The following is a 17,571-nucleotide window of genomic DNA, read 5'->3' as shown; positions in this document are numbered from 1 at the left end:
ATCGAGCGATGAGGACGAAAGCTCGATATTGGCGCTCACGGTACCAGCGTCATGCGCTGCGCTGTTCCCCGCAAAACCGATTTGGTATGGTCTGATACGGCGATGGTTTCAGAAGCTGCGATCAACGGCTTCTGTTCTCCGGGACCTAGGGTCGGCAGAGAAAATCCGGCGGTGTCATATCTGCCCCGGATGCTGATATAGCGATATAGCATCACCCGCGCAGGTCCAGATGACTGCCAACCTGAGATTCGATGCTCACAAGTCCGTAGCAGTTGGTCTACTTGCTCTCTGGTTTCGAGACTGGAAGTGTTGTCGTCCGGTCCGAGGTAGATGGGCGGGGTGATGAATGCCCTGGCATTCCAGGAAGTGGCTTTGCCTAACATGCTCATGGTAAAATTCCCCTGGCTTACTTTGGAATTCCGTTCGGGTGTACTCGGGCCGAGTTCTGGCTTTTAAATTCAACACTTTGGTCTGTCCATGACCCGTACCGCTTCGACCAACATCGCTCTGTGGTGGCGCTTCCAATAGGAAGCGGCATGTCGTTGCGGTCTTGACCGCACCTTGCCGCCGTACCGGCAGGCAAGGTTTCAAGAAGGCTCCCCGGCACGGCGGCTCCAAGATTTGAGGAGATTGCCCGATGCCCTTGGCACCCCAGCCCCGTCGTAGAACTGATGCCCCGCGCGCTGTGTCGCCGCGAGGGGTAGGTCTGTCCGCCCAGTCTCAGCACTTGGCCCTGGCATGCGGGCGCCGTCGCTGCGTCAGTACACCGCACTGGCGCACGCCAAGACATCTCTCAGGAGCCCTTGCTACCTTGAGCCAGCACATGCTCGCGCTTCGTCCATCGCAATCAACTGTCGATGTGTGTAATAAAGTGGGTAATGGAGGTTGTGTGTAATGGAAAACATTAATGAAATCAAGGACTTAGAATCATGAGACTCCTGATGATCGACAACTACGACTCTTTCACCTACAACCTGGTGCAGTACTTCGGTGAGCTGGGCGAGGACGTGCGCGTGGCGCGCAACGACCAGATCACGCTGGAAGAGATCGCCGCCATGAATCCGGACCGCATCTGCGTGTCGCCCGGCCCTTGCTCGCCGGCCGAGGCAGGCATCTCGGTGCCCGTGATCCAGGCCTTCGCGGGCAAGAAGCCCATCCTGGGCGTGTGCCTGGGCCATCAGGCCATCGGCGCGGCCTACGGCGGCGACATCGTGCGTGCGCAGCAGATCATGCACGGCAAGACCGTGCAGATCTCGCACACGGGCACGGACATCTTCACCGGCCTGCCCACCCCGTACACCGTGATCCGTTACAACTCGCTGACCATAGACCCCGCCACCCTGCCCGACTGCCTGGCCGTGACCGCGACCGCGCCAGACGGCGACATCATGGGCGTGCGCCACAAGACCCTGCCGCTATACGGAGTACAGTTCCATCCCGAGTCGGTGCTCAGCGAGCACGGCCATGCCCTGCTCCGCAATTTCCTGAACCTCGCCTAAGAAGGACGCATCGTGACCATTTCCCCCGCCGAAGCGCTAACGCGCTGCATTGAACACCGCGAAATCTTCCACGACGAAATGCTGCATCTCATGCGCATGCTGATGCGCGGCGAAATGTCGCCGCAGATCGCAAGCGCCTTGCTGATGGGCCTGCGCGTGAAGAAAGAGACCATAGGCGAGATCACCGCGGCCGCGCAGGTCATGCGCGAGTTCGCCACGCCCGTGGTCACGCCCAACCCCGCCGACCTGCTGGACATGTGCGGCACCGGCGGCGACGGCAGCCACACCTTCAACATTTCCACCACCGCCATGTTCGTGGCGGCGGCGGCCGGCGTGCCGATCGCCAAGCACGGCAACCGCAGCGCCTCGTCGTCCAGCGGCAGCGCCGACGTGCTGGAAGCCCTGGGCGCCAACCTGGTGCTGACGCCCGAACAAGTGGCCGAGTGCATCCAGGCCACCGGCATCGGCTTCATGTTCGCGCCCGCCCACCATGGCGCCATGAAGAACGTGGCCGCCGTGCGCAAGGAACTGGCCGTGCGCACGATCTTCAACATCCTGGGCCCGCTGACCAACCCGGCCGGCGCCGCCAACCAGCTGATGGGCGTTTTCCACCCCGACCTGGTCGGCATCCAGGTGCGCGTGCTGGAACGCCTGGGTTCGCGTCACGTGCTGGTGGTGCACGGCAAGGACGGCATGGACGAGGCCTCGCTGGGCGGCGCCACCCTGGTCGGGGAACTCAAGGACGGAAAAGTCCTCGAATATGAGATCCACCCCGAGGACTACGGGCTATCCATGATGTCCAACCGGAGCATCAAGGTGTCCAATCGCGAACAATCGCGCGAGCTTGTCATAGAGGCGCTCGAAAATGTCGAGGGCACCGCCCGCGACATCGTCGCGCTCAATGCGGGACTCGCCATCTATGCTGGCAATAAAGCCGATTCCATTCCCGAAGCCTTAGCACTAGCATTCGAATTGATCTCCACCGGCGCGGCGCGAGCCAAGCTGGAAGAATTCTGCGCATATACCCGGAAATTCCTGAAATGAACGATATTCTCGCGAAGATCCTCGCCGTCAAGGCCGAGGAAGTCGCCGCCGCTCGCCAGATGCGCAGCGAAGCCGAAGTCCTGCGCGAGGCGCAGGCGCGGCAGGACGTGCGGGGCTTTGCCCAAGCCATCGAAGACAAGATTGCGCAAGGCAAGCCCGGCGTCATCGCTGAAATCAAGAAGGCCTCGCCGTCCAAGGGCGTGCTGCGCGACCCCTTCAATCCCCCGGAAATCGCCGCCACCTATGCGGTGCACGGCGCGGCCTGCCTGTCGGTGCTGACCGACGTGCAGTTCTTCCAGGGTTCCCACGACCATCTGCGCCAGGCGCGCGCCGCCTGCTCGCTGCCGGTGCTGCGCAAGGACTTCGTGATCGACCCGTACCAGATCATCGCCGCGCGCGCCATGGGCGCGGACTGCGTGCTGCTGATCGTGGCCGCGCTCAGCCCGGCGCAACTGCGCGACTATGAAACGCTGGCAATGGACCTGGGCATGGACGTGCTGGTGGAAGTGCACGATGCCAAGGAACTGGACATCGCGCTGACCATGAAGACGCCGCTGCTCGGCATCAACAACCGCAACCTGCGCACCTTCGAGACCAGCCTGTCGAACACCCTGGACCTGCTGCCCCAGATCCCCGCGGGCAAGCGCGTCGTGACCGAAAGCGGCATCCTCAAGCCGGAAGACGTCCAACTGATGCGCCAGCACAAGGTCAACGCCTTCCTGGTGGGCGAAGCCTTCATGCGCGCCAAGGATCCGGGCGCGGAACTTGCGCGCCTGATGGGCTGACCGCCCGCCCGGGAGCCCATGGACACCACCTTCCTGCTCAACTTCATCCAGGTCATCGAGCAGGGTTCGATCGCCGAGGTCGCGCGCAAGAACGGCCTGACGCCGGCGGCGGTCAATCAGCGCATCAAGAAGGTCGAGGACGAACTGGGTTTCAAGCTGGTGGTGCGTTCCGGCCGCACCGTCAAACCCACGGTCGAAGGCGCGCAGATCCTGGCGCAGGCCAAGCACGTCATGGAAGAGGTGCGCAACCTGAAGGCCGCGTCCCAGGGGCCGGTGGTGTTCGGCCACCTCACCCTGGGCGCGTTCGATTCGGCCATGACCACGCTGATGCCCACGCTGCTGGCGCGCCTCATCGACCGGCATCCCAACCTGGAAATCAGCCTGGTCAAGGGCTATTCCGTCAACCTCTACAGCAAGATCTGCGACGGCGAGATGGACGCGGCGCTGATATTGCAGCCGCAGTTCCAGATGCCCAAGAACCTGGAATGGCGGCGGGTGCGCGACGAGCCGCTGGTGGTGCTGGCGCCCGCCTCGCTCACCGAGACCGACCCGCACCAGCTGCTGCGCGCCAATCCGCTGATCTGCTACGACCGCAAGCTGTGGGGCGGACAGCTCGCCGCCAACTACTTCCGCCAGCACAGCATACGGCCCAAGATACGCATCGAAACGGCGTCCATCGAGGTCATCGCGCTGCTGGTGGGCCAGGGACTGGGCGTGTCCCTGGTGCCGGACGGCGCCGGCGAACTGCGCCCGGACTCCGGGCTGCGCAAGATCCCCCTGCCGGGCGACGAGCATTTCCGCAGCGTCGGCCTGCTATGGAACCGGCAATCGGTCCGCGCCGCCCTGATCGAGGACATCTACGAGATCGCGCGGGCCGCCTGAAGCGAGTCCTCAGCAGGTCCCCTCGGCGCCCAGGATGACCGTGGACTGGCTGGACAGCGTGCCGCCGTTGCCGTGCGCCAGCGCCAGGCGCGCATCCCGGACCTGGCGCTCGCCCGCCTGGCCGCGCAGCTGGCGCACCGCTTCAATCACCAGGAACACCCCGTACATGCCCGGGTGCACGCAGGACAGCCCGCCCCCGTTCGTGTTCACCGGCAGCCTGCCGCCCGGCGCAATGCCGCCGCCACGCACGAAGGCCCCGCCCTCGCCCTTGGCGCAGAATCCCAGGTCTTCCAGGAACAGGATGGTGTTGATGGTGAAGGCGTCGTACAGCTGCGCCACGTCGATATCGGCCGGGCGATACCCGGCCATCTCGAACGCCAGCGCGCCCGACTGGCGCGCCGCGGTGGTGGTCAGATCCTCCATCGCGGATATCTGGCGGTTCCAGACGGCGGTGGCGCTGCCCAGGATATAGGCGAGCGGCTGCGGCAGATCCCGGGCGCGGTCGGCCCGCGTCATCACGAAGGCGCCCGCGCCATCCGTCACCAGGCAGCAATCGCGGACCGTCAGCGGATCCGATACCCTGCGGGCGCTCAGAACGTCGTCGATCGATAGCGGATCGCGCGAGTACGCCTCGGGATTGAGTTGCGCCCAGCGGCGCGCCGCCACCGCGACTTCGGCCAGGTCCTCGCGGCGCGTGCCGAACTCGTGCATGTGGCGCCTGGCGGCCAGCGCATAGGCACTGGGCGGGTTCAGGGGTTCATAAGGCATTTCGTAAGGCTGGGGGTCCAGCGCCTTGCGCGTGGCCGCAATCGCCGAGCGGCCGACGGACGCGGTCTTCTGCGCGCTGCCGTAGCAGACCAGCACGGCGTTGCACTGCCCCGAATCCAGTGCATGGGCCGCGGCCAGGATGTAGGACATGAAGCTGGAGCCGCCCAGGCAGGTTCCATCGATGTAGGTGGGGCGGATGCCCAGGGTCTCGATGACGGACATCGGCCACATGCTGGCCGCCACGCTGGAGGTCGCGATGCCGTCGATGTCGCGCATCTGCAGGCCCGCGTCCCGCACTGCCGCATGGGCGGCCCGCACCAGCAGCTCCATGTCCGTATAGCCCGACGCCTGGCCCAGGCCGAAGTGGCCGACGCCGGCGATGACCGTCTTGCCCCGCAGTTGCTGGTAACTCATTGCCGCGCCTCCTCGAACAGCACGGCGGCAGCGCCGTCGCGCTCGCCGATCACGGCCCTGACGGCCATGCCGATGCGCACCTGGTCGGGCGGCATGCCCACGACGTTGGACATCATCCGCACGCCCTCCTCCAGATCGACCAGCGAAACGTTGTAGTCGCCGCCGGCCTCGGGTTTGCGCGCGACAGTGGTGCAGCTGTAGACGATGGCCCGCCCCGCCGGCGCGACCCAGCCCAGCGCGTCGCTGCCGCAATGCGGACAGATCTCGCGCGGATGGAACACGTGGCGCGTGCAATCGGCGCAGCGCTGGATCATGAAGCGGCCCTGCGTCAGGTGGTCGAAGTACTGCTTCTGCGTGCCTGCATTGGCGGCTGCGCTGCTCATCGTGGTTCTCCCAGGCTCGCGGACTGCTGCAGCGCCGCGATGTCGGCTTCGGTACATCCGAGTCTGGCGCTCAGGACGCTCTGTGTGTCCGCACCCAGCAAGGGCGCGGCGTTGCGGTAGGTGACCGGACTGCCCGAGAAACGCATCGGACTGCGGACCTGCGGCACGCTGCCGCAAACCGGATGCGGCAGCGCGAATTTCAGGCCGCGCGCGCGCACCTGCGGATTCTCATGGACCTGGGCGATGTCGTTGATCACGCCCACCGGCACGCCTGCGGCATCCAGCAGACTGACCCATTCGTCGCGGCCTCGCGTGCGGAACAGGCGCTCCAGTTCGGGGATGAGCGCGCCCTTGGCGAGCACGCGCCCGGTATTGGTGAGGTAGCGTTCATCTTCGGCCAGGTCGGGGCGTCCCGCGGCGACGCAGAATTTCTGGAACTGGCCGTCGTTGCCCACGCCCAGCACCACATGCCCATCCGCCGCCTCGAACACCTGGTACGGCGCCAGGTTGACATGGGCGTTGCCTTCGCGCCGCGGCACCTCGCCCGACAGGAAGTAATTGAAGTTCTGCACGCCCAGCGCCGCCACCTGGCAGTCCAGCATGGAAATATCGATGTGCTGGCCCAGGCCGCTGCGGCTGCGCTCATGCAGCGCCGCGAGGATGGCGCTGGTGGCGTACATGCCCGCCATCAGGTCGGCGGCGGCATTGCCGGCCTTCTGCGGACCGCCGCCAGGCAGCGCGTCCTTTTCACCGGTGATGCTCATCAATCCGCCCAGCGCCTGGATCACGAAGTCATAGCCGGGCTTTTCCGCGTAAGGACCGTCCTGGCCGAAACCTGTGATGGAGCAATAGATGAGACGCGGGTTCAGCTCCCGCAGGCTGGCGTAGTCCAGGCCGTACTTGCGCAGGCCGCCCACCTTGAAATTCTCGACGAAGATGTCGCACCCGGCTGCCAGCCGGCGCACCGCGTCCGCGCCGCTCTGCATGGCGATGTCCAGGGCCAATGACTTCTTGTTGCGGTTGGCGGCCAGGTAATACGCGGACTCCTGCGTGCGTCGGCCGTCGGCGTCCATCAGGTTGGGCGGTCCCCAGCCCCGGGTGTCGTCGCCCGACAGCGGGCGTTCGATCTTCAGCACTTCGGCGCCCAGGTCGGCCAGGTTCTGCGTGCACCAGGGGCCCGCCATGATGCGGGTCATGTCCAGCACGCTGATGCCGCTAAGCGGAGGTTCTCTGTTAGACATAGGATGTGTATACGTGGATGACGAAAGGGAAAACCTCAGCGGGAGTAGAAGCCGCCGCCATCGCGCGCCTGGGCGAGCAGCAGCGGCGCGGGCGTCCAGTACTGCTCGCCCGCCAGGCTGGCGTAATGGCGGATGCGCTCGCAGAGGCGGACCGCGCCGATCTGGTCCGCATGGAACATGGGACCGCCGCGGAACCGCGGAAAGCCGTAGCCGTTGAGCCAGATGGTGTCGATGTCCTCCGGCCGGCTGGCGACGCCCTCCTCCAGGATCAGCGCCCCCTCGTTGATCATGGCGTAGAGGCAGCGCTCCAGGATCTCGTCGTCGGAAATCTCGCGTCGCCTGATGCCGCGCCGTTCCGCGTTGCGCACGATCAGTTCGGAAATGGCCGGGTCCACCGACCGTTTGCGCTGCGCGTCATAGGTATAGAACCCCGCGCCGGTCTTCTGCCCCAGCCGTCCCGCCGCGACGATTTCGTCGAGAATGTTGCAGGCCACCTCGCGTTCGCTCAACCGGTCCAGCCGGCTTTGGCGGTTGCGCCACGCAACGTCCAGGCCCGCCAGGTCGTTCAGCTGGAACTGCCCCATCGGGAAGCCGAACTCGCACAGCACGCGGTCGACCTGCTCGGGCAGCGCGCCTTCCTCCAGCATGAAGTAGCACTCGCGGGTGCGTCGCGCCAGCATGCGGTTGCCGACGAAGCCATCGGACACTCCCACCATCACCGCCACCTTGCCCAGGCGCTTGCCCAAGGCCTGGGCTGTGGCCAGCGCGCGCGGCGAACTGCGCGCGCCGCGCACGTTCTCCAGCAGTTTCATGATGTGGGCGGGACTGAAAAAATGCATGCCGACGACGTTCTCCGGACGGCGCAGGCCCGCGGCCAATGCATCGATGTCCAGGAACGAGGTATTGGTGGCGATCAGCGCATCCGGCCGCAGGTTCTCTTCGATGCTGGCCAGCACCTGCTGCTTGACGTCCATGTCTTCGAACACGGCCTCCACCACGAGGTCGCAGTCGCGCAGCGGGCCGTATTGCAGCGTCGGCGTCAGCGCGTCGCTGCGCGCGCGCTGCGTGGCTTCGGTGATGCGCCCCTTCGCCACGTCGTTGCGGTAGGTCTTTCCTATGGTCTCGATGCTGGACGCCAGCACCTTTTCGCTCTGCTCGACCAGCACCACAGGGATACCGGCATTCAGGAAGCACATGGCGATACCCGTGCCCATCGTGCCGGCGCCGACCACGCCGGCCTTGCGCACCGGCGCCGCTTCCTCGGCGGGCAGGCCGGCGGGCTTGGTCGCGACCCGCTCGGCGAAGAAGGCGTGGCGCAAGGCTTGCGCCTGGGGCGACGCCACCAGCTCCCGGAAACGCTCGCGGCCATAGGCCACGCTGTCTTCGAAACTCGAAGCGATGCTGCGCACGGCCACGTCGACGCAAGCCTGCGGCGCCAACTGGCCTCGATGGCTGGCCTGGAACCTGGCGCGCGCGGCCTCGAACCACTGCGGTTCGCAGGCCGGCGCCGGCAATTCCCGCGTGCGCCGCGCACCCTGGCCCGCAGCCAGCAAGCGCTGGGCGTACGCAATGGCGACGGCCCGGACATCCTCCTGCGCCAACGCGTCCGCCACGCCGGCTTCCAGCGCCTCGGAGGCGCCTATGGGTTTGCCGCCCGCGGCCATGTCCAGCGCCTTCTCGACGCCCGCCAGGCGCAGCAACCGGGGAATGCCGCCCGCCCCGGGGATGATGCCCAGGGTGGACTCGGGCAGGCCCAGGCGGGCTTGCGCATCCACCACCCGGTAGTGGCAGCCCAGGGCCAGTTCCAGCCCCCCGCCCAGCGCGGAACCGTGGATCGCCGCGACCACGGGCTTGGCGCTGGATTCGATGGCGTGGATCACCTGCGACAAGTGCGGGTCCAGCGGCGGCTTGCCGAACTCCTTGATGTCGGCGCCGGCCACGAAGGTGGCGCCGGCGCAGGCGATGACGATGGCATGGGTGTCGTCATCGCCCGCCGCCTGCTCCATGGCCTGCAGCAGGCCGGCGCGCACCGCCTGGGACGTGGCGTTGACCGGAGGATTGTCGATGACGATGACACGGATGTTTCCGCTAAGCGTGGAAGTTACGGCTTGCATGGTTGTCCTGGAGTGATGGCGGCCTTGCCGCCGGTGTTCAGCGCGATTCCTGCAGCGGCACCTTGGCCGTCTTGATGACCTGGGCCCACTTGTCCTTTTCCTGGCCGATGTAGCGGCCGAAGCCCTCGGGCGTATCGGTCTGCGGCTCCATGCCCTGTTGCCGCAGCCATTGCGTGAAGTCGGGCTTGTCCACCATCTCGCGCAGCGCCGCGTTGAGCTGAGCCACGATGGGCTGCGGCGTGCCGGCGGGCGCGAGCAGCCCATACCAGCCTGCCGCCTGGAATCCCGGATAGCCGGATTCAGCCACGGTGGGCACCTGCGGCAGCGACTGGATGCGCTGCGCGGTTTCCACCGCCAGGGGCACCAATTGCCCTGACTGGATCAGCGGCACCAGCGTGATCGCGTTGTCGCTGACGGCGGAGATCAAGCCCGACTGCACGTCGACCAGCGCCGCCGAACTGCCCTTGTAAGGCACGTGCAGCATGTCCACGTTCGCGGTCGACTTGAGCAGCTCCATGGACAGATGCTGCGTCGATCCGGTGCCGGCCGACCCGAAGGTCAGCTTGCCGGGATCCTTCTTCGCCAAGGCCAGGAATTCGCCCAGCGACTTCGGCCCGAGCTTGGGACTGACGGCAATGACCAGCGGCGAGACCGCCACGATGGTGATGGGCGCGAAGTCCTTCACCGGGTCGTAGGGCAGCTGCTGGTACAGCGAAGGATTGATGGACATCGCCCCCGAGAAGGTCATGCCCAGGGTGTAGCCGTCGGCGGGCGCCTTGGCGATGGCGGACATGCCCACGATGGCGGCCGCGCCGGGCTTGTTCTCGATGACCACGGGCTGGCCGAATTTCTCCGTCAGCCCACGGCCTATCATGCGCGCCAGCGTGTCGGCGGCGCCGCCCGCGGCGGCGGGCACGATCATGCGGATGGGTTTGTCGGGATATTGCGCGGCTAGCGCGGCCGTCGCGCTCAAGGCCGCGCAGGAAAGGACCAGGCTTTGCAGGATGCGTTTCAAGATTGTCTCCTTATGCTTGTTTTGTGTTGCGGCCGGCGTTCAGCCGCGGCGGCGGGTGATGGTTCCCACCTGCACCTTCTTTCCGTCAGGCAGCGCGCAGGCATACGCCAGCTCCAGCCATCCGGGTTCGCTGCGGGTCACTTCGAACTCCACGTCCACCGCGTCTCCCGGCCGCGTGAACGCCACGAACTTCGCCTCGATCTCGCAACCGTCGAACCGCGCGTCGCCGAGCAGGTCGGCCACCATGTCCAGCACCGGCGCCATGACCAGCGCCCCCTGCACGATGACGCCGCCGAAGACGCTGTTGCGCGCGTACTCCGGATCGGTGTGCGTGCGGCCGGTGGTGCCGTGCAAGGCGCCGAAGCGGTTGATGTCTTCCTGCGCCGCGCCGCGCGCGGAGCAACGGAATTTGTCGCCTACCTTGAATTCCATGCGGGCCTCCTCAGTTGGGCCAAACCAGGCTGCGTTCCGCCACCAGGGCGACGCGCGCGTTTTCCAGTTTGCGGACGGTGATCTCCAGCACCACGAAGCGCTTGTCGTTCTTCAGGTACTTGTCCTTCACCCGCACGCTGGCCTCCAGCTCCTCGCCCGGATACACGGGCGCCAGCAGGCGGACTTTCTCGCGGGCGTGCAGCACGCCCGTCGGCCAGGCAAAGGCCGCGTGCTGCGGCTGGAAACTGCCGACCAGGACCGGATGCACGCTGCGCACGGGTGCGCCGCCGCCTTGCCGCGAGACGGCGCGGCCGCTGCCGTCGAGGACCGGGGAATGTTCGAAGGTGCCGATGAACGCATCGCTGTCGGCGGCGCCGATGCTGTAGCGGGTGGGAGGAAAGAGACGGCCTATTTCGAAGTCGTCGTAGAACAGCTCGTTGCTTGCCATGTCATCACCTGGGTTGAAGGGGATGCGGGCATCGTAAGCAGTTCTTCCCGTGCGCTGGGATAGTTAACTTATCTTCAAAAGATAGTTTTTGTGCACGCCCTTGCGCGCATGCGGCAAGCGCCTGGGCGCCGCCCCAGCGGCGCCCGCGGGGAGCGGAAAATTCGCTAGGCCGGACGCGGCAGGCGGCGATAAAGCGTGCTGCGGTGCACACCCAGCGCGCGCGCCGCGCGGCTGACATTGCCGCCGTGGGCGGCCAGGGCGTTGTGGATCGCAGCGTCCGTCATGGCTTGCAGATTTGCCGGATCAGCCTCTGCGCCCGCGGGTTGCGGCGCAGCCGCCGCGCCGCGGATGTCGGCGGGCAGCATGTCGGCGTCGACCATGCCCGCCGGCCCCGCCAGCACGTGCAGCGTGCGCAGCACGGCCACCAATTGCCGGTAGTTGCCGGGCCAGGGATAGGCGATCAGGATGGCTTCGATATCGGGCGGCAGGACTGGCCCCGCGCCCTGCGCCGCCCACAGGCCGCGCAGCAATTCCAGGCGGTCGGCGCGCGCGCGCAGCGGCTCCAGCGTGACGGTGTATTCGGCGATGCGGAAATACAGGTCCGGGCGCACCGGCGCGTCGGGCCCTTCGTGGGCCAGCGGCCGATGCGTCGCGCACACCAGCGCGAAGTCCACGGACACCGGCCGCGCCGCGCCCAGCGGCGAGACTTCGCGCGTCTGCAGCACGCGCAACAGGCGCGATTGCAGCATCAGCGGCATGTCGCCGATCTCGTCCAGGAACAGCACGCCGCCATGCGCCTGGCGCAGCAGCCCCTTGCTGCCCTGGCGCCGCGCGCCGGTGAAGGCGCCGTCTTCGTAGCCGAACAGTTCGGATTCGATCAGGCTTTCAGGCAAGGCCGCGCAGTTCACCGCCACGAACGGCCCCGACGCGCGCTGGCTGCGCGCATGCAGCTGGCGCGCGAACACTTCCTTGCCCACGCCGGTTTCACCTTGCAGCAGGATGGACACGCCCGCATCCGACAGGTGCACGGCGCGCGCCAACGCACCCAAGGTTGCGGCATCGAAATTCGGCGCGGCGGGACGCGGGCCTGCCGCGGGCGGCAGCGCCGGCCGCGCTGGCGCCCGTGGCGCGCGCGAACGCGGCCAGCGCAGGCGCGCGTGGTACACGGCGCCCGAGCGCGCCTGCACCCTGCCGGCCGCGTCGGGGCAGCGCTCCATGTCGCCGTCGAATACGTCGGCATAGCGGTACACGCCCAGGGCGGTGGGCGCCAGGCCCAGCGCCTGCAAGGCGCGGCGATTGGCGCCGATCAGCAGGTCGCCCTGGAAGGCCAGCAAGCCTTCGCCGGGCGCGCCCAGTCCGGCATGGTCCACGTGCAGCCGCAGCACGGCGTGCTGCTCGTAGGCCTGTTCAAACAAACGGTGCTCGATCAGGTCCACGGCGGCGCGCACCAGTTCCAGCACGTCGGGCCGCAGGTCGCGCGCCGGGCTGGACAGGTCCAGCACGCCCAGCGTGCGGCCCTCGCTGTCGGTAATGGGGACGGCGGCGCAGGTCAGGATGCGGTTGGGTTCGAAATAGTGTTCCGCGCCATGCACGGCGATGGGCCGGCCTTCCACCAGCGCGGTGCCGATGGCGTTGGTGCCCGCGGCGGCCTCGTCCCAGGGCGCGCCTGGCATCAGCGCCACGCGCGAGGCGCGCTGGGCGAAACCGGTGTCGCCGTCGGAGTCGAGTACCAGGCCTTGCGCGTCGGACAGGATCACCAAGCCGCCGCTGCCGCCGGCCTGGCGGCGCAGCAGCGACATGGCGGGCTCGGACAGCCGGCGCAGCGCCTCGTTGCGCTGCTGGGCCTCGCGCAGCTCGCCCTGGGTCATGAGTTCGGCGCGGCGCACGCCGCGCATGTCGAAGCCCAGGTCGGCGCAGCGACGCCACGACCGCAGGATGGGCTCGGCGACCATGCCGCCGGGCACCGCGCCTTGCTGGTTGAACAGCAGGCGCGCTTGCGTCAGCGCATGCTGACGGGAATGAGTGGCCATGCATGTCTCCTGGGACAGGCATTCTGCGACACCTGTTCCGCGACGATGTCGCAAAAAGCGACAGGGAGCGAGCCCTCACGCCGCGCCCGCTACGCGGACTGCCTGCCCCCTGGGGAGCTGACCCGCCCAGGGGCGGCCCGGCGGCGGGCCGGCCCTCTGGGGCATTGCTGCACGTCGCCCCGTTTTGGAAACCTACTTTCGCATGCAACCCGCAGGCTGTCCAGCGGGGAAGCCCCGACTGGCACGCTCCTTGCTTGATACAGGACAGGCAGCCGACTGCCGCACCCCCACAATACCGGAGACAAGCATGGACATCGCGACCCGCATCACCCCCGACTCTTACGGCACGCGCCTGGACCTGAAGACCCAGTACGACAACTTCATCGACGGCAAATGGCAAAAGCCCGCCGACGGCGAATACTTCGACAACGTCACGCCGGTCACGGGCCAGGTGCTGACGCGCAATGCCCGCTCCAAGGAGCGCGACATCGAGCTGGCGCTGGACGCCGCGCACCGCGCCGCGCCCAAATGGGGAGCGACCCCGGCCGCGCAGCGCGCCCGCATGCTGATGCAGATCGCCGATGTCATGGAGGCGAACCTGGAACGCCTGGCGACTGCCGAAACCTGGGACAACGGCAAGCCCATCCGTGAAGCGCGCGCCGCCGACATCCCGCTGGCGATCGACCACTTCCGCTACTTCGCCTCTTGCATCCGCAGCCAGGAAGGCTCGCTGTCCGAAATCGACCACGACACGGTGGCCTATCACTTCAACGAACCGCTGGGCGTGGTGGGCCAGATCATCCCCTGGAACTTCCCCATCCTGATGGCGGCATGGAAGCTGGCGCCGGCCCTGGCCGCGGGCAACTGCGTGGTGCTCAAGCCCGCCGAGCAGACGCCGCTGGGCATCCTGCTGCTGATGGAACTGATCGGCGACATCCTGCCCCCGGGCGTGGTCAACGTGGTCACGGGCTTCGGCCTGGAAGCCGGCAAGCCGCTGGCCTCCAACAAGCGCATCGCCAAGATCGCCTTCACCGGCGAAACCACCACCGGCCGCCTCATCATGCAGTACGCCTCGCAGAACATCATCCCCGTCACGCTGGAGCTGGGCGGCAAATCGCCCAATATCTTCTTCGCCGACGTGGCCGCGCAGGACGATGATTTCCTCGACAAGGCGGTGGAGGGCTTCGTCATGTTCGCGCTGAACCAGGGCGAGGTCTGCACCTGCCCCAGCCGCGCGCTGATCCAGGAGTCCCTGTACGACAAGTTCATGGAGCGCGCCCTGAAGCGCGTGGCCGAGATCAAGCAGGGCAATCCGCTGGACGCGGACACCATGCTGGGCGCGCAGGCGTCCACCGAGCAGCTGGAGAAGATCCTGTCGTACCTGGACATCGGCAAGCAGGAAGGCGCCGACGTGCTGGCCGGCGGCTCGCGCGCGCAGATGCAGGGCGCGCTGGAAGGCGGCTATTACGTGCAGCCCACGGTGTTCAAGGGCCACAACAAGATGCGCGTGTTCCAGGAAGAGATCTTCGGGCCGGTGGTGGCCGTGACGACCTTCAAGGACGCCGACGACGCACTGGCCCTGGCCAACGACACGCTCTACGGCCTGGGCGCGGGCGTGTGGTCGCGCGACGCCAACACCTGCTATCGCATGGGACGCGCCATCAAGGCGGGCCGCGTGTGGACCAACTGCTATCACGCCTATCCGGCGCATGCGGCGTTTGGCGGCTACAAGCAATCGGGCATCGGGCGCGAGAACCACAAGATGATGCTCAACCACTATCAGCAGACCAAGAACCTGCTGGTGAGCTACTCGCCGAAGAAGCTGGGCTTCTTCTGACCCGGCCATGGTCCGGCGCCGGGCCGCGAGGCCCGGCGCGCCTCAAAGGAGCCTGACATGGCAGAGCAAACGCCGCGCGTGGTCGCCACCGACGAGGCGCGCAGCCTGATCGAGACCCTGCGGGCCAAGCACGGCCCGCTGATGTTCCACCAGTCCGGCGGCTGCTGCGACGGCAGTTCGCCCATGTGCTACGCCCAGGGCGAATTCATGGTGGGGGGTTCGGACGTGCTGCTGGGCGACCTGGAAGGCTGCCCGTTCTACATGGGCGAGGACCAGTTCGCCTATTGGGAGCACACCCAGCTCATCATCGACGCCGTGCCCGGCCGGGGCGGCGCGTTCTCACTGGACAGCGCGGAAGGCAAGCGCTTCCTGCTGCGCTCGCGGCTGTACTCGGACGAGGAATGGGCGCGGGTGGCGCCCGTCAGCAAGGCCTGACCTGTGCCCCTGCCGGTGTCTCGCGCGGGCCCTAGCGGCCCCGCGGGCCGCCTTGCGGGCTGCCCTTGTCGGGCGTGCCGGCATCAACAGCCTGTTTCCACTGGAATGACACGCGCCGGATGCGCGCGGCGCGGAATTGCGTGAACGAACGGCCGCCCGGCATGGGCGCGCCGCGATAGGCACTGCTGGCATTTTTCATTGCTGAAAGTGGCGTGAGGAAAAAACTTGCGCGGGCGGCGCCTCAGGGGCGCGCGGCGGACGAGGTCCAGGCGCTGGCGGGCGCCACGCGGCGGGTCCATTCCAGCGCATCTTCGAGGCGGTCGTTGCCCCAGAACATTTCGCCGTCCACAAAGAAAGTCGGCGCGCCGAACAGCCCGAGATTGCGCGCCTGGTCGACCTGACGGCGCAGCGCCTCCTTGGCGGCTTCGGACTTGCCGCGGGCGATCAGGACGGCGGCGTCCAGCCCCAGGTCCGTCAGCAGCCCATGCACGACGTCCTCGGACTGGATGTCCAGGTCGCGCTGGAAATTGGCGCGGAACACCGCCACGCAGAAATCGCGGCCCCAGGGTTCATCCTGCCCCAGCAGCGCGATGCGCGCGGGCAGCACGCTCATGCGCGGAAACAGGCGGGGACGGTTGTAGACCAGGCCGTACTTGTCGGCCAGGCGGGCGATGTCGCGCATCATGTATGCGCCCTTGCCCGGAAACAGCCGGAACGGCGTGTCGTTCCAGCCCTGGGCCTGGAAGATCGGGCCCAGCAGGAAGGGACGCAGATCGACCCGCACCCCGGCCTCTTGCGCCAGGGCGTCGATGCGTTCGATCGCCAGATAGCTGTACGGGCTGGCGAAATCGAACCACATCTCGATGCGGGGCGTGTCGGGCAGGGGCGCGGTCATGACTGGAGCTCCGGGGCAAGTTGCTACGAAGAAATTAGCGCGACCTGCGCATCCGGCAGGCCGCTGAGAACGACATCGCGATCGCTGCCGACGGTGATGGAATCACCGGCTTGAAGCACGCTGTCATCGAAGCGCCGGTACTCGGACAGCCACAAGGTGCCGGCGTGACACACGATGCGGACGCCCGAGGCGTGCTTGAGCAGCATAGTCGAGCCGCCGGCCAGACGGAATGACATTCCCGCAGTGCAACATACCTGGATCATGGCGTACCCCTGGGCCGCGGCGGCGGCGATCGCGGCGGATTGCGGGGCTGTGCGCCCGTACACCCGTCGTCTGAGTCCTATTGAACGCCCTGGAGGTACTATTGCTCAAGCAACATTTCCGTCCGATACGCATGAGTTTTACGAATGCCATATCCACTGGCCAAACTCCCGCCGCTTGATCTGGTCCGAGGCTTCGTGGCCGTGGGCCGCCGCATGAGCATCACGCTGGCCGCGCAGGATCTGCATGTGACCCAGTCGGCCGTGAGCCGCCAGATCCGGGCGCTGGAGGCCCACCTGGGCGTGCCCCTGCTGGTGCGCGGATTCCGCAGCGTGTCATTCACCTCCGAAGGCGCGCAGCTGTTCCGCATGGCCGACGTATGGCTGAGCCAGCTGGGCGACCTGACCGAGCAGCTGCGCGCGCCCGAACGCCGCACGCCCGTCACCGTGACCACCACCATAGGCGTGGCCTCGCTGTGGCTACTGCCGCGGCTGGGGGACTTCCAGGCGGCGCATCCGCATATCGACGTGCGCGTGGCGGCCGACAACCGGCTGATCGACATCGACCGCGAAAGCGTGGACATCGCCATCCGCTACAGCCTGCGCGACGGCGTGCCGGACAACGCGGCCTGGCTGTTCGGCGAGGCGGTGGTGCCGGTGGCCCACCCTTCGCTCAAGGCCCGCATGCTGGATGCCGAGGAACTGCAGCGCCACGTGCTGCTGGAGTTCGACGACCCGACGCGCCCCTGGCTCCAATGGTCGGAATGGCTGAACGCGCGCGGCCTGGGCCGGGTGCCCTCCCGGGGCATGCTGCGCTTCAACCAGTACGACCAGATCGTGCACGCGGCGCTGGCCGGCCACGGCATCGCGCTGGGACGGCTGGCGCTGATCGCGCCGATGCTGGCGGACAAGCGCCTGGAGGCCGTCGGCGGCCAGGCCGCCAGCGCCACCGAGCATGCCTACTGGCTGGTGCGCAATACGCGCCGCGCCACGCCCGACGCGGAAGTCGTCACGCGCTGGCTGATGGAACAGGCCGAGGCGACGGCGCGCGAGCTGACCACGTAGGCTTCTTCAGCCCCGCGCTACAAA

The 17,571-nt window shown here is 67.2% G+C and carries 18 protein-coding genes; 7 read left to right on the top strand and 11 right to left on the bottom strand.

The genetic code is table 11. The annotated features are described in order from the left end of the window. Positions 1 to 35 precede the first annotated feature (35 nt). A complete protein-coding gene (locus BRO63_RS34105) occupies positions 36 to 389 on the bottom strand; it encodes a hypothetical protein (protein WP_128457255.1) in 354 nt (117 codons plus the stop codon). Between the two features lie 540 nt (positions 390 to 929). Between BRO63_RS34105 and BRO63_RS33690 the strand changes: the two genes are divergently transcribed. The 4 genes from BRO63_RS33690 to BRO63_RS33675 are packed head-to-tail and all read left to right on the top strand — an operon-like array spanning position 930 to position 4,210. Then, complete coding sequence (locus BRO63_RS33690; RefSeq protein WP_088143833.1) at positions 930 to 1,499, top strand: anthranilate synthase component II; 570 nt, start codon at positions 930 to 932, stop codon at positions 1,497 to 1,499. A 12-nt stretch (positions 1,500 to 1,511) separates the two neighbouring features. Further along, positions 1,512 to 2,543: an anthranilate phosphoribosyltransferase gene (trpD, locus tag BRO63_RS33685; protein WP_054455246.1), complete on the top strand. Its 1,032-nt coding sequence runs from the start codon at positions 1,512 to 1,514 to the stop codon at positions 2,541 to 2,543. Beyond that, positions 2,540 to 3,328: an indole-3-glycerol phosphate synthase TrpC gene (trpC, locus tag BRO63_RS33680; RefSeq protein ID WP_088143832.1), complete on the top strand. Its 789-nt coding sequence runs from the start codon at positions 2,540 to 2,542 to the stop codon at positions 3,326 to 3,328. The genes trpD and trpC overlap by 4 nt, the downstream gene beginning before the upstream one ends. An 18-nt stretch (positions 3,329 to 3,346) precedes the next feature. After that, on the top strand, positions 3,347 to 4,210 hold the full coding sequence (locus tag BRO63_RS33675; RefSeq protein ID WP_088143831.1) for a LysR family transcriptional regulator: 864 nt from the start codon (positions 3,347 to 3,349) through the stop codon (positions 4,208 to 4,210). Positions 4,211 to 4,219: 9 nt separating this feature from the next. Here BRO63_RS33675 and BRO63_RS33670 read toward each other — a convergent pair whose 3' ends face one another. The 8 genes from BRO63_RS33670 to BRO63_RS33635 form a co-directional block, all read right to left on the bottom strand. Then, positions 4,220 to 5,392 carry a thiolase gene (locus BRO63_RS33670; RefSeq protein ID WP_088143830.1) on the bottom strand — a complete coding sequence of 391 codons (1,173 nt, stop codon included), beginning with the start codon at positions 5,390 to 5,392 and terminating at the stop codon, positions 4,220 to 4,222. Continuing rightward, complete coding sequence (locus BRO63_RS33665; protein ID WP_088143829.1) at positions 5,389 to 5,775, bottom strand: Zn-ribbon domain-containing OB-fold protein; 387 nt, start codon at positions 5,773 to 5,775, stop codon at positions 5,389 to 5,391. The genes BRO63_RS33670 and BRO63_RS33665 overlap by 4 nt, the downstream gene beginning before the upstream one ends. Next, positions 5,772 to 7,016 carry a CaiB/BaiF CoA transferase family protein gene (locus tag BRO63_RS33660; protein WP_088143828.1) on the bottom strand — a complete coding sequence of 415 codons (1,245 nt, stop codon included), beginning with the start codon at positions 7,014 to 7,016 and terminating at the stop codon, positions 5,772 to 5,774. The genes BRO63_RS33665 and BRO63_RS33660 overlap by 4 nt, the downstream gene beginning before the upstream one ends. A gap of 35 nt (positions 7,017 to 7,051) precedes the next feature. Further along, complete coding sequence (locus tag BRO63_RS33655; RefSeq protein ID WP_088143827.1) at positions 7,052 to 9,130, bottom strand: 3-hydroxyacyl-CoA dehydrogenase NAD-binding domain-containing protein; 2,079 nt, start codon at positions 9,128 to 9,130, stop codon at positions 7,052 to 7,054. A 37-nt stretch (positions 9,131 to 9,167) separates the two neighbouring features. Beyond that, positions 9,168 to 10,145 (bottom strand): Bug family tripartite tricarboxylate transporter substrate binding protein, encoded by a 978-nt coding sequence (locus BRO63_RS33650; RefSeq protein WP_088143826.1) that lies wholly within the window; start codon positions 10,143 to 10,145, stop codon positions 9,168 to 9,170. A 39-nt stretch (positions 10,146 to 10,184) separates the two neighbouring features. Beyond that, positions 10,185 to 10,577: a MaoC family dehydratase gene (locus BRO63_RS33645; RefSeq protein ID WP_088143825.1), complete on the bottom strand. Its 393-nt coding sequence runs from the start codon at positions 10,575 to 10,577 to the stop codon at positions 10,185 to 10,187. 10 nt (positions 10,578 to 10,587) lie between these two features. After that, entirely contained in the window at positions 10,588 to 11,025 is a 438-nt protein-coding gene (locus BRO63_RS33640) for a MaoC family dehydratase (RefSeq protein WP_088143824.1), read from the bottom strand. A 164-nt stretch (positions 11,026 to 11,189) separates the two neighbouring features. After that, positions 11,190 to 13,055: a sigma-54-dependent Fis family transcriptional regulator gene (locus BRO63_RS33635; protein WP_088143823.1), complete on the bottom strand. Its 1,866-nt coding sequence runs from the start codon at positions 13,053 to 13,055 to the stop codon at positions 11,190 to 11,192. Positions 13,056 to 13,362: 307 nt separating this feature from the next. Between BRO63_RS33635 and adh the strand changes: the two genes are divergently transcribed. Both adh and BRO63_RS33625 read left to right on the top strand, forming a co-directional pair. Then, positions 13,363 to 14,892, top strand: a complete 1,530-nt coding sequence (adh, locus tag BRO63_RS33630; RefSeq protein WP_054455268.1) for an aldehyde dehydrogenase — start codon at positions 13,363 to 13,365, stop codon at positions 14,890 to 14,892. 57 nt (positions 14,893 to 14,949) lie between these two features. After that, complete coding sequence (locus BRO63_RS33625; RefSeq protein ID WP_088143822.1) at positions 14,950 to 15,327, top strand: DUF779 domain-containing protein; 378 nt, start codon at positions 14,950 to 14,952, stop codon at positions 15,325 to 15,327. Between the two features lie 241 nt (positions 15,328 to 15,568). Here the strand turns inward: BRO63_RS33625 and BRO63_RS33620 are convergent, their stop codons facing one another. Both BRO63_RS33620 and BRO63_RS33615 read right to left on the bottom strand, forming a co-directional pair. Then, positions 15,569 to 16,222: a 2-hydroxychromene-2-carboxylate isomerase gene (locus tag BRO63_RS33620; protein ID WP_088143821.1), complete on the bottom strand. Its 654-nt coding sequence runs from the start codon at positions 16,220 to 16,222 to the stop codon at positions 15,569 to 15,571. Positions 16,223 to 16,245: 23 nt separating this feature from the next. Next, on the bottom strand, positions 16,246 to 16,458 hold the full coding sequence (locus BRO63_RS33615) for a DUF2917 domain-containing protein (RefSeq protein ID WP_088143862.1): 213 nt from the start codon (positions 16,456 to 16,458) through the stop codon (positions 16,246 to 16,248). Between the two features lie 171 nt (positions 16,459 to 16,629). Between BRO63_RS33615 and BRO63_RS33610 the strand changes: the two genes are divergently transcribed. Further along, complete coding sequence (locus BRO63_RS33610; RefSeq protein WP_088143820.1) at positions 16,630 to 17,547, top strand: LysR substrate-binding domain-containing protein; 918 nt, start codon at positions 16,630 to 16,632, stop codon at positions 17,545 to 17,547. Positions 17,548 to 17,571: the final 24 nt, after the last annotated feature.

Origin of the sequence: Achromobacter xylosoxidans, assembly GCF_002192695.1 — a bacterium.
Taxonomy (GTDB): domain Bacteria; phylum Pseudomonadota; class Gammaproteobacteria; order Burkholderiales; family Burkholderiaceae_B; genus Achromobacter; species Achromobacter xylosoxidans_C.
This window is presented reverse-complemented; position numbering and strand designations above follow the sequence as displayed.

Coding starts and splice junctions, on each gene's coding strand:
- BRO63_RS34105 (WP_128457255.1), bottom strand. CDS start 389: ATGAGCATGTTAGGCAAAGCCACTTCCTGGAATGCCAGGGCATTCATC.
- BRO63_RS33690 (WP_088143833.1), top strand. CDS start 930: ATGAGACTCCTGATGATCGACAACTACGACTCTTTCACCTACAACCTG.
- trpC (WP_088143832.1), top strand. CDS start 2,540: ATGAACGATATTCTCGCGAAGATCCTCGCCGTCAAGGCCGAGGAAGTC.
- BRO63_RS33675 (WP_088143831.1), top strand. CDS start 3,347: ATGGACACCACCTTCCTGCTCAACTTCATCCAGGTCATCGAGCAGGGT.
- BRO63_RS33670 (WP_088143830.1), bottom strand. CDS start 5,392: ATGAGTTACCAGCAACTGCGGGGCAAGACGGTCATCGCCGGCGTCGGC.
- BRO63_RS33665 (WP_088143829.1), bottom strand. CDS start 5,775: ATGAGCAGCGCAGCCGCCAATGCAGGCACGCAGAAGCAGTACTTCGAC.
- BRO63_RS33660 (WP_088143828.1), bottom strand. CDS start 7,016: ATGTCTAACAGAGAACCTCCGCTTAGCGGCATCAGCGTGCTGGACATG.
- BRO63_RS33655 (WP_088143827.1), bottom strand. CDS start 9,130: ATGCAAGCCGTAACTTCCACGCTTAGCGGAAACATCCGTGTCATCGTC.
- BRO63_RS33645 (WP_088143825.1), bottom strand. CDS start 10,577: ATGGAATTCAAGGTAGGCGACAAATTCCGTTGCTCCGCGCGCGGCGCG.
- BRO63_RS33640 (WP_088143824.1), bottom strand. CDS start 11,025: ATGGCAAGCAACGAGCTGTTCTACGACGACTTCGAAATAGGCCGTCTC.
- BRO63_RS33635 (WP_088143823.1), bottom strand. CDS start 13,055: ATGGCCACTCATTCCCGTCAGCATGCGCTGACGCAAGCGCGCCTGCTG.
- adh (WP_054455268.1), top strand. CDS start 13,363: ATGGACATCGCGACCCGCATCACCCCCGACTCTTACGGCACGCGCCTG.
- BRO63_RS33625 (WP_088143822.1), top strand. CDS start 14,950: ATGGCAGAGCAAACGCCGCGCGTGGTCGCCACCGACGAGGCGCGCAGC.
- BRO63_RS33620 (WP_088143821.1), bottom strand. CDS start 16,222: ATGACCGCGCCCCTGCCCGACACGCCCCGCATCGAGATGTGGTTCGAT.
- BRO63_RS33615 (WP_088143862.1), bottom strand. CDS start 16,458: ATGTCATTCCGTCTGGCCGGCGGCTCGACTATGCTGCTCAAGCACGCC.
- BRO63_RS33610 (WP_088143820.1), top strand. CDS start 16,630: ATGCCATATCCACTGGCCAAACTCCCGCCGCTTGATCTGGTCCGAGGC.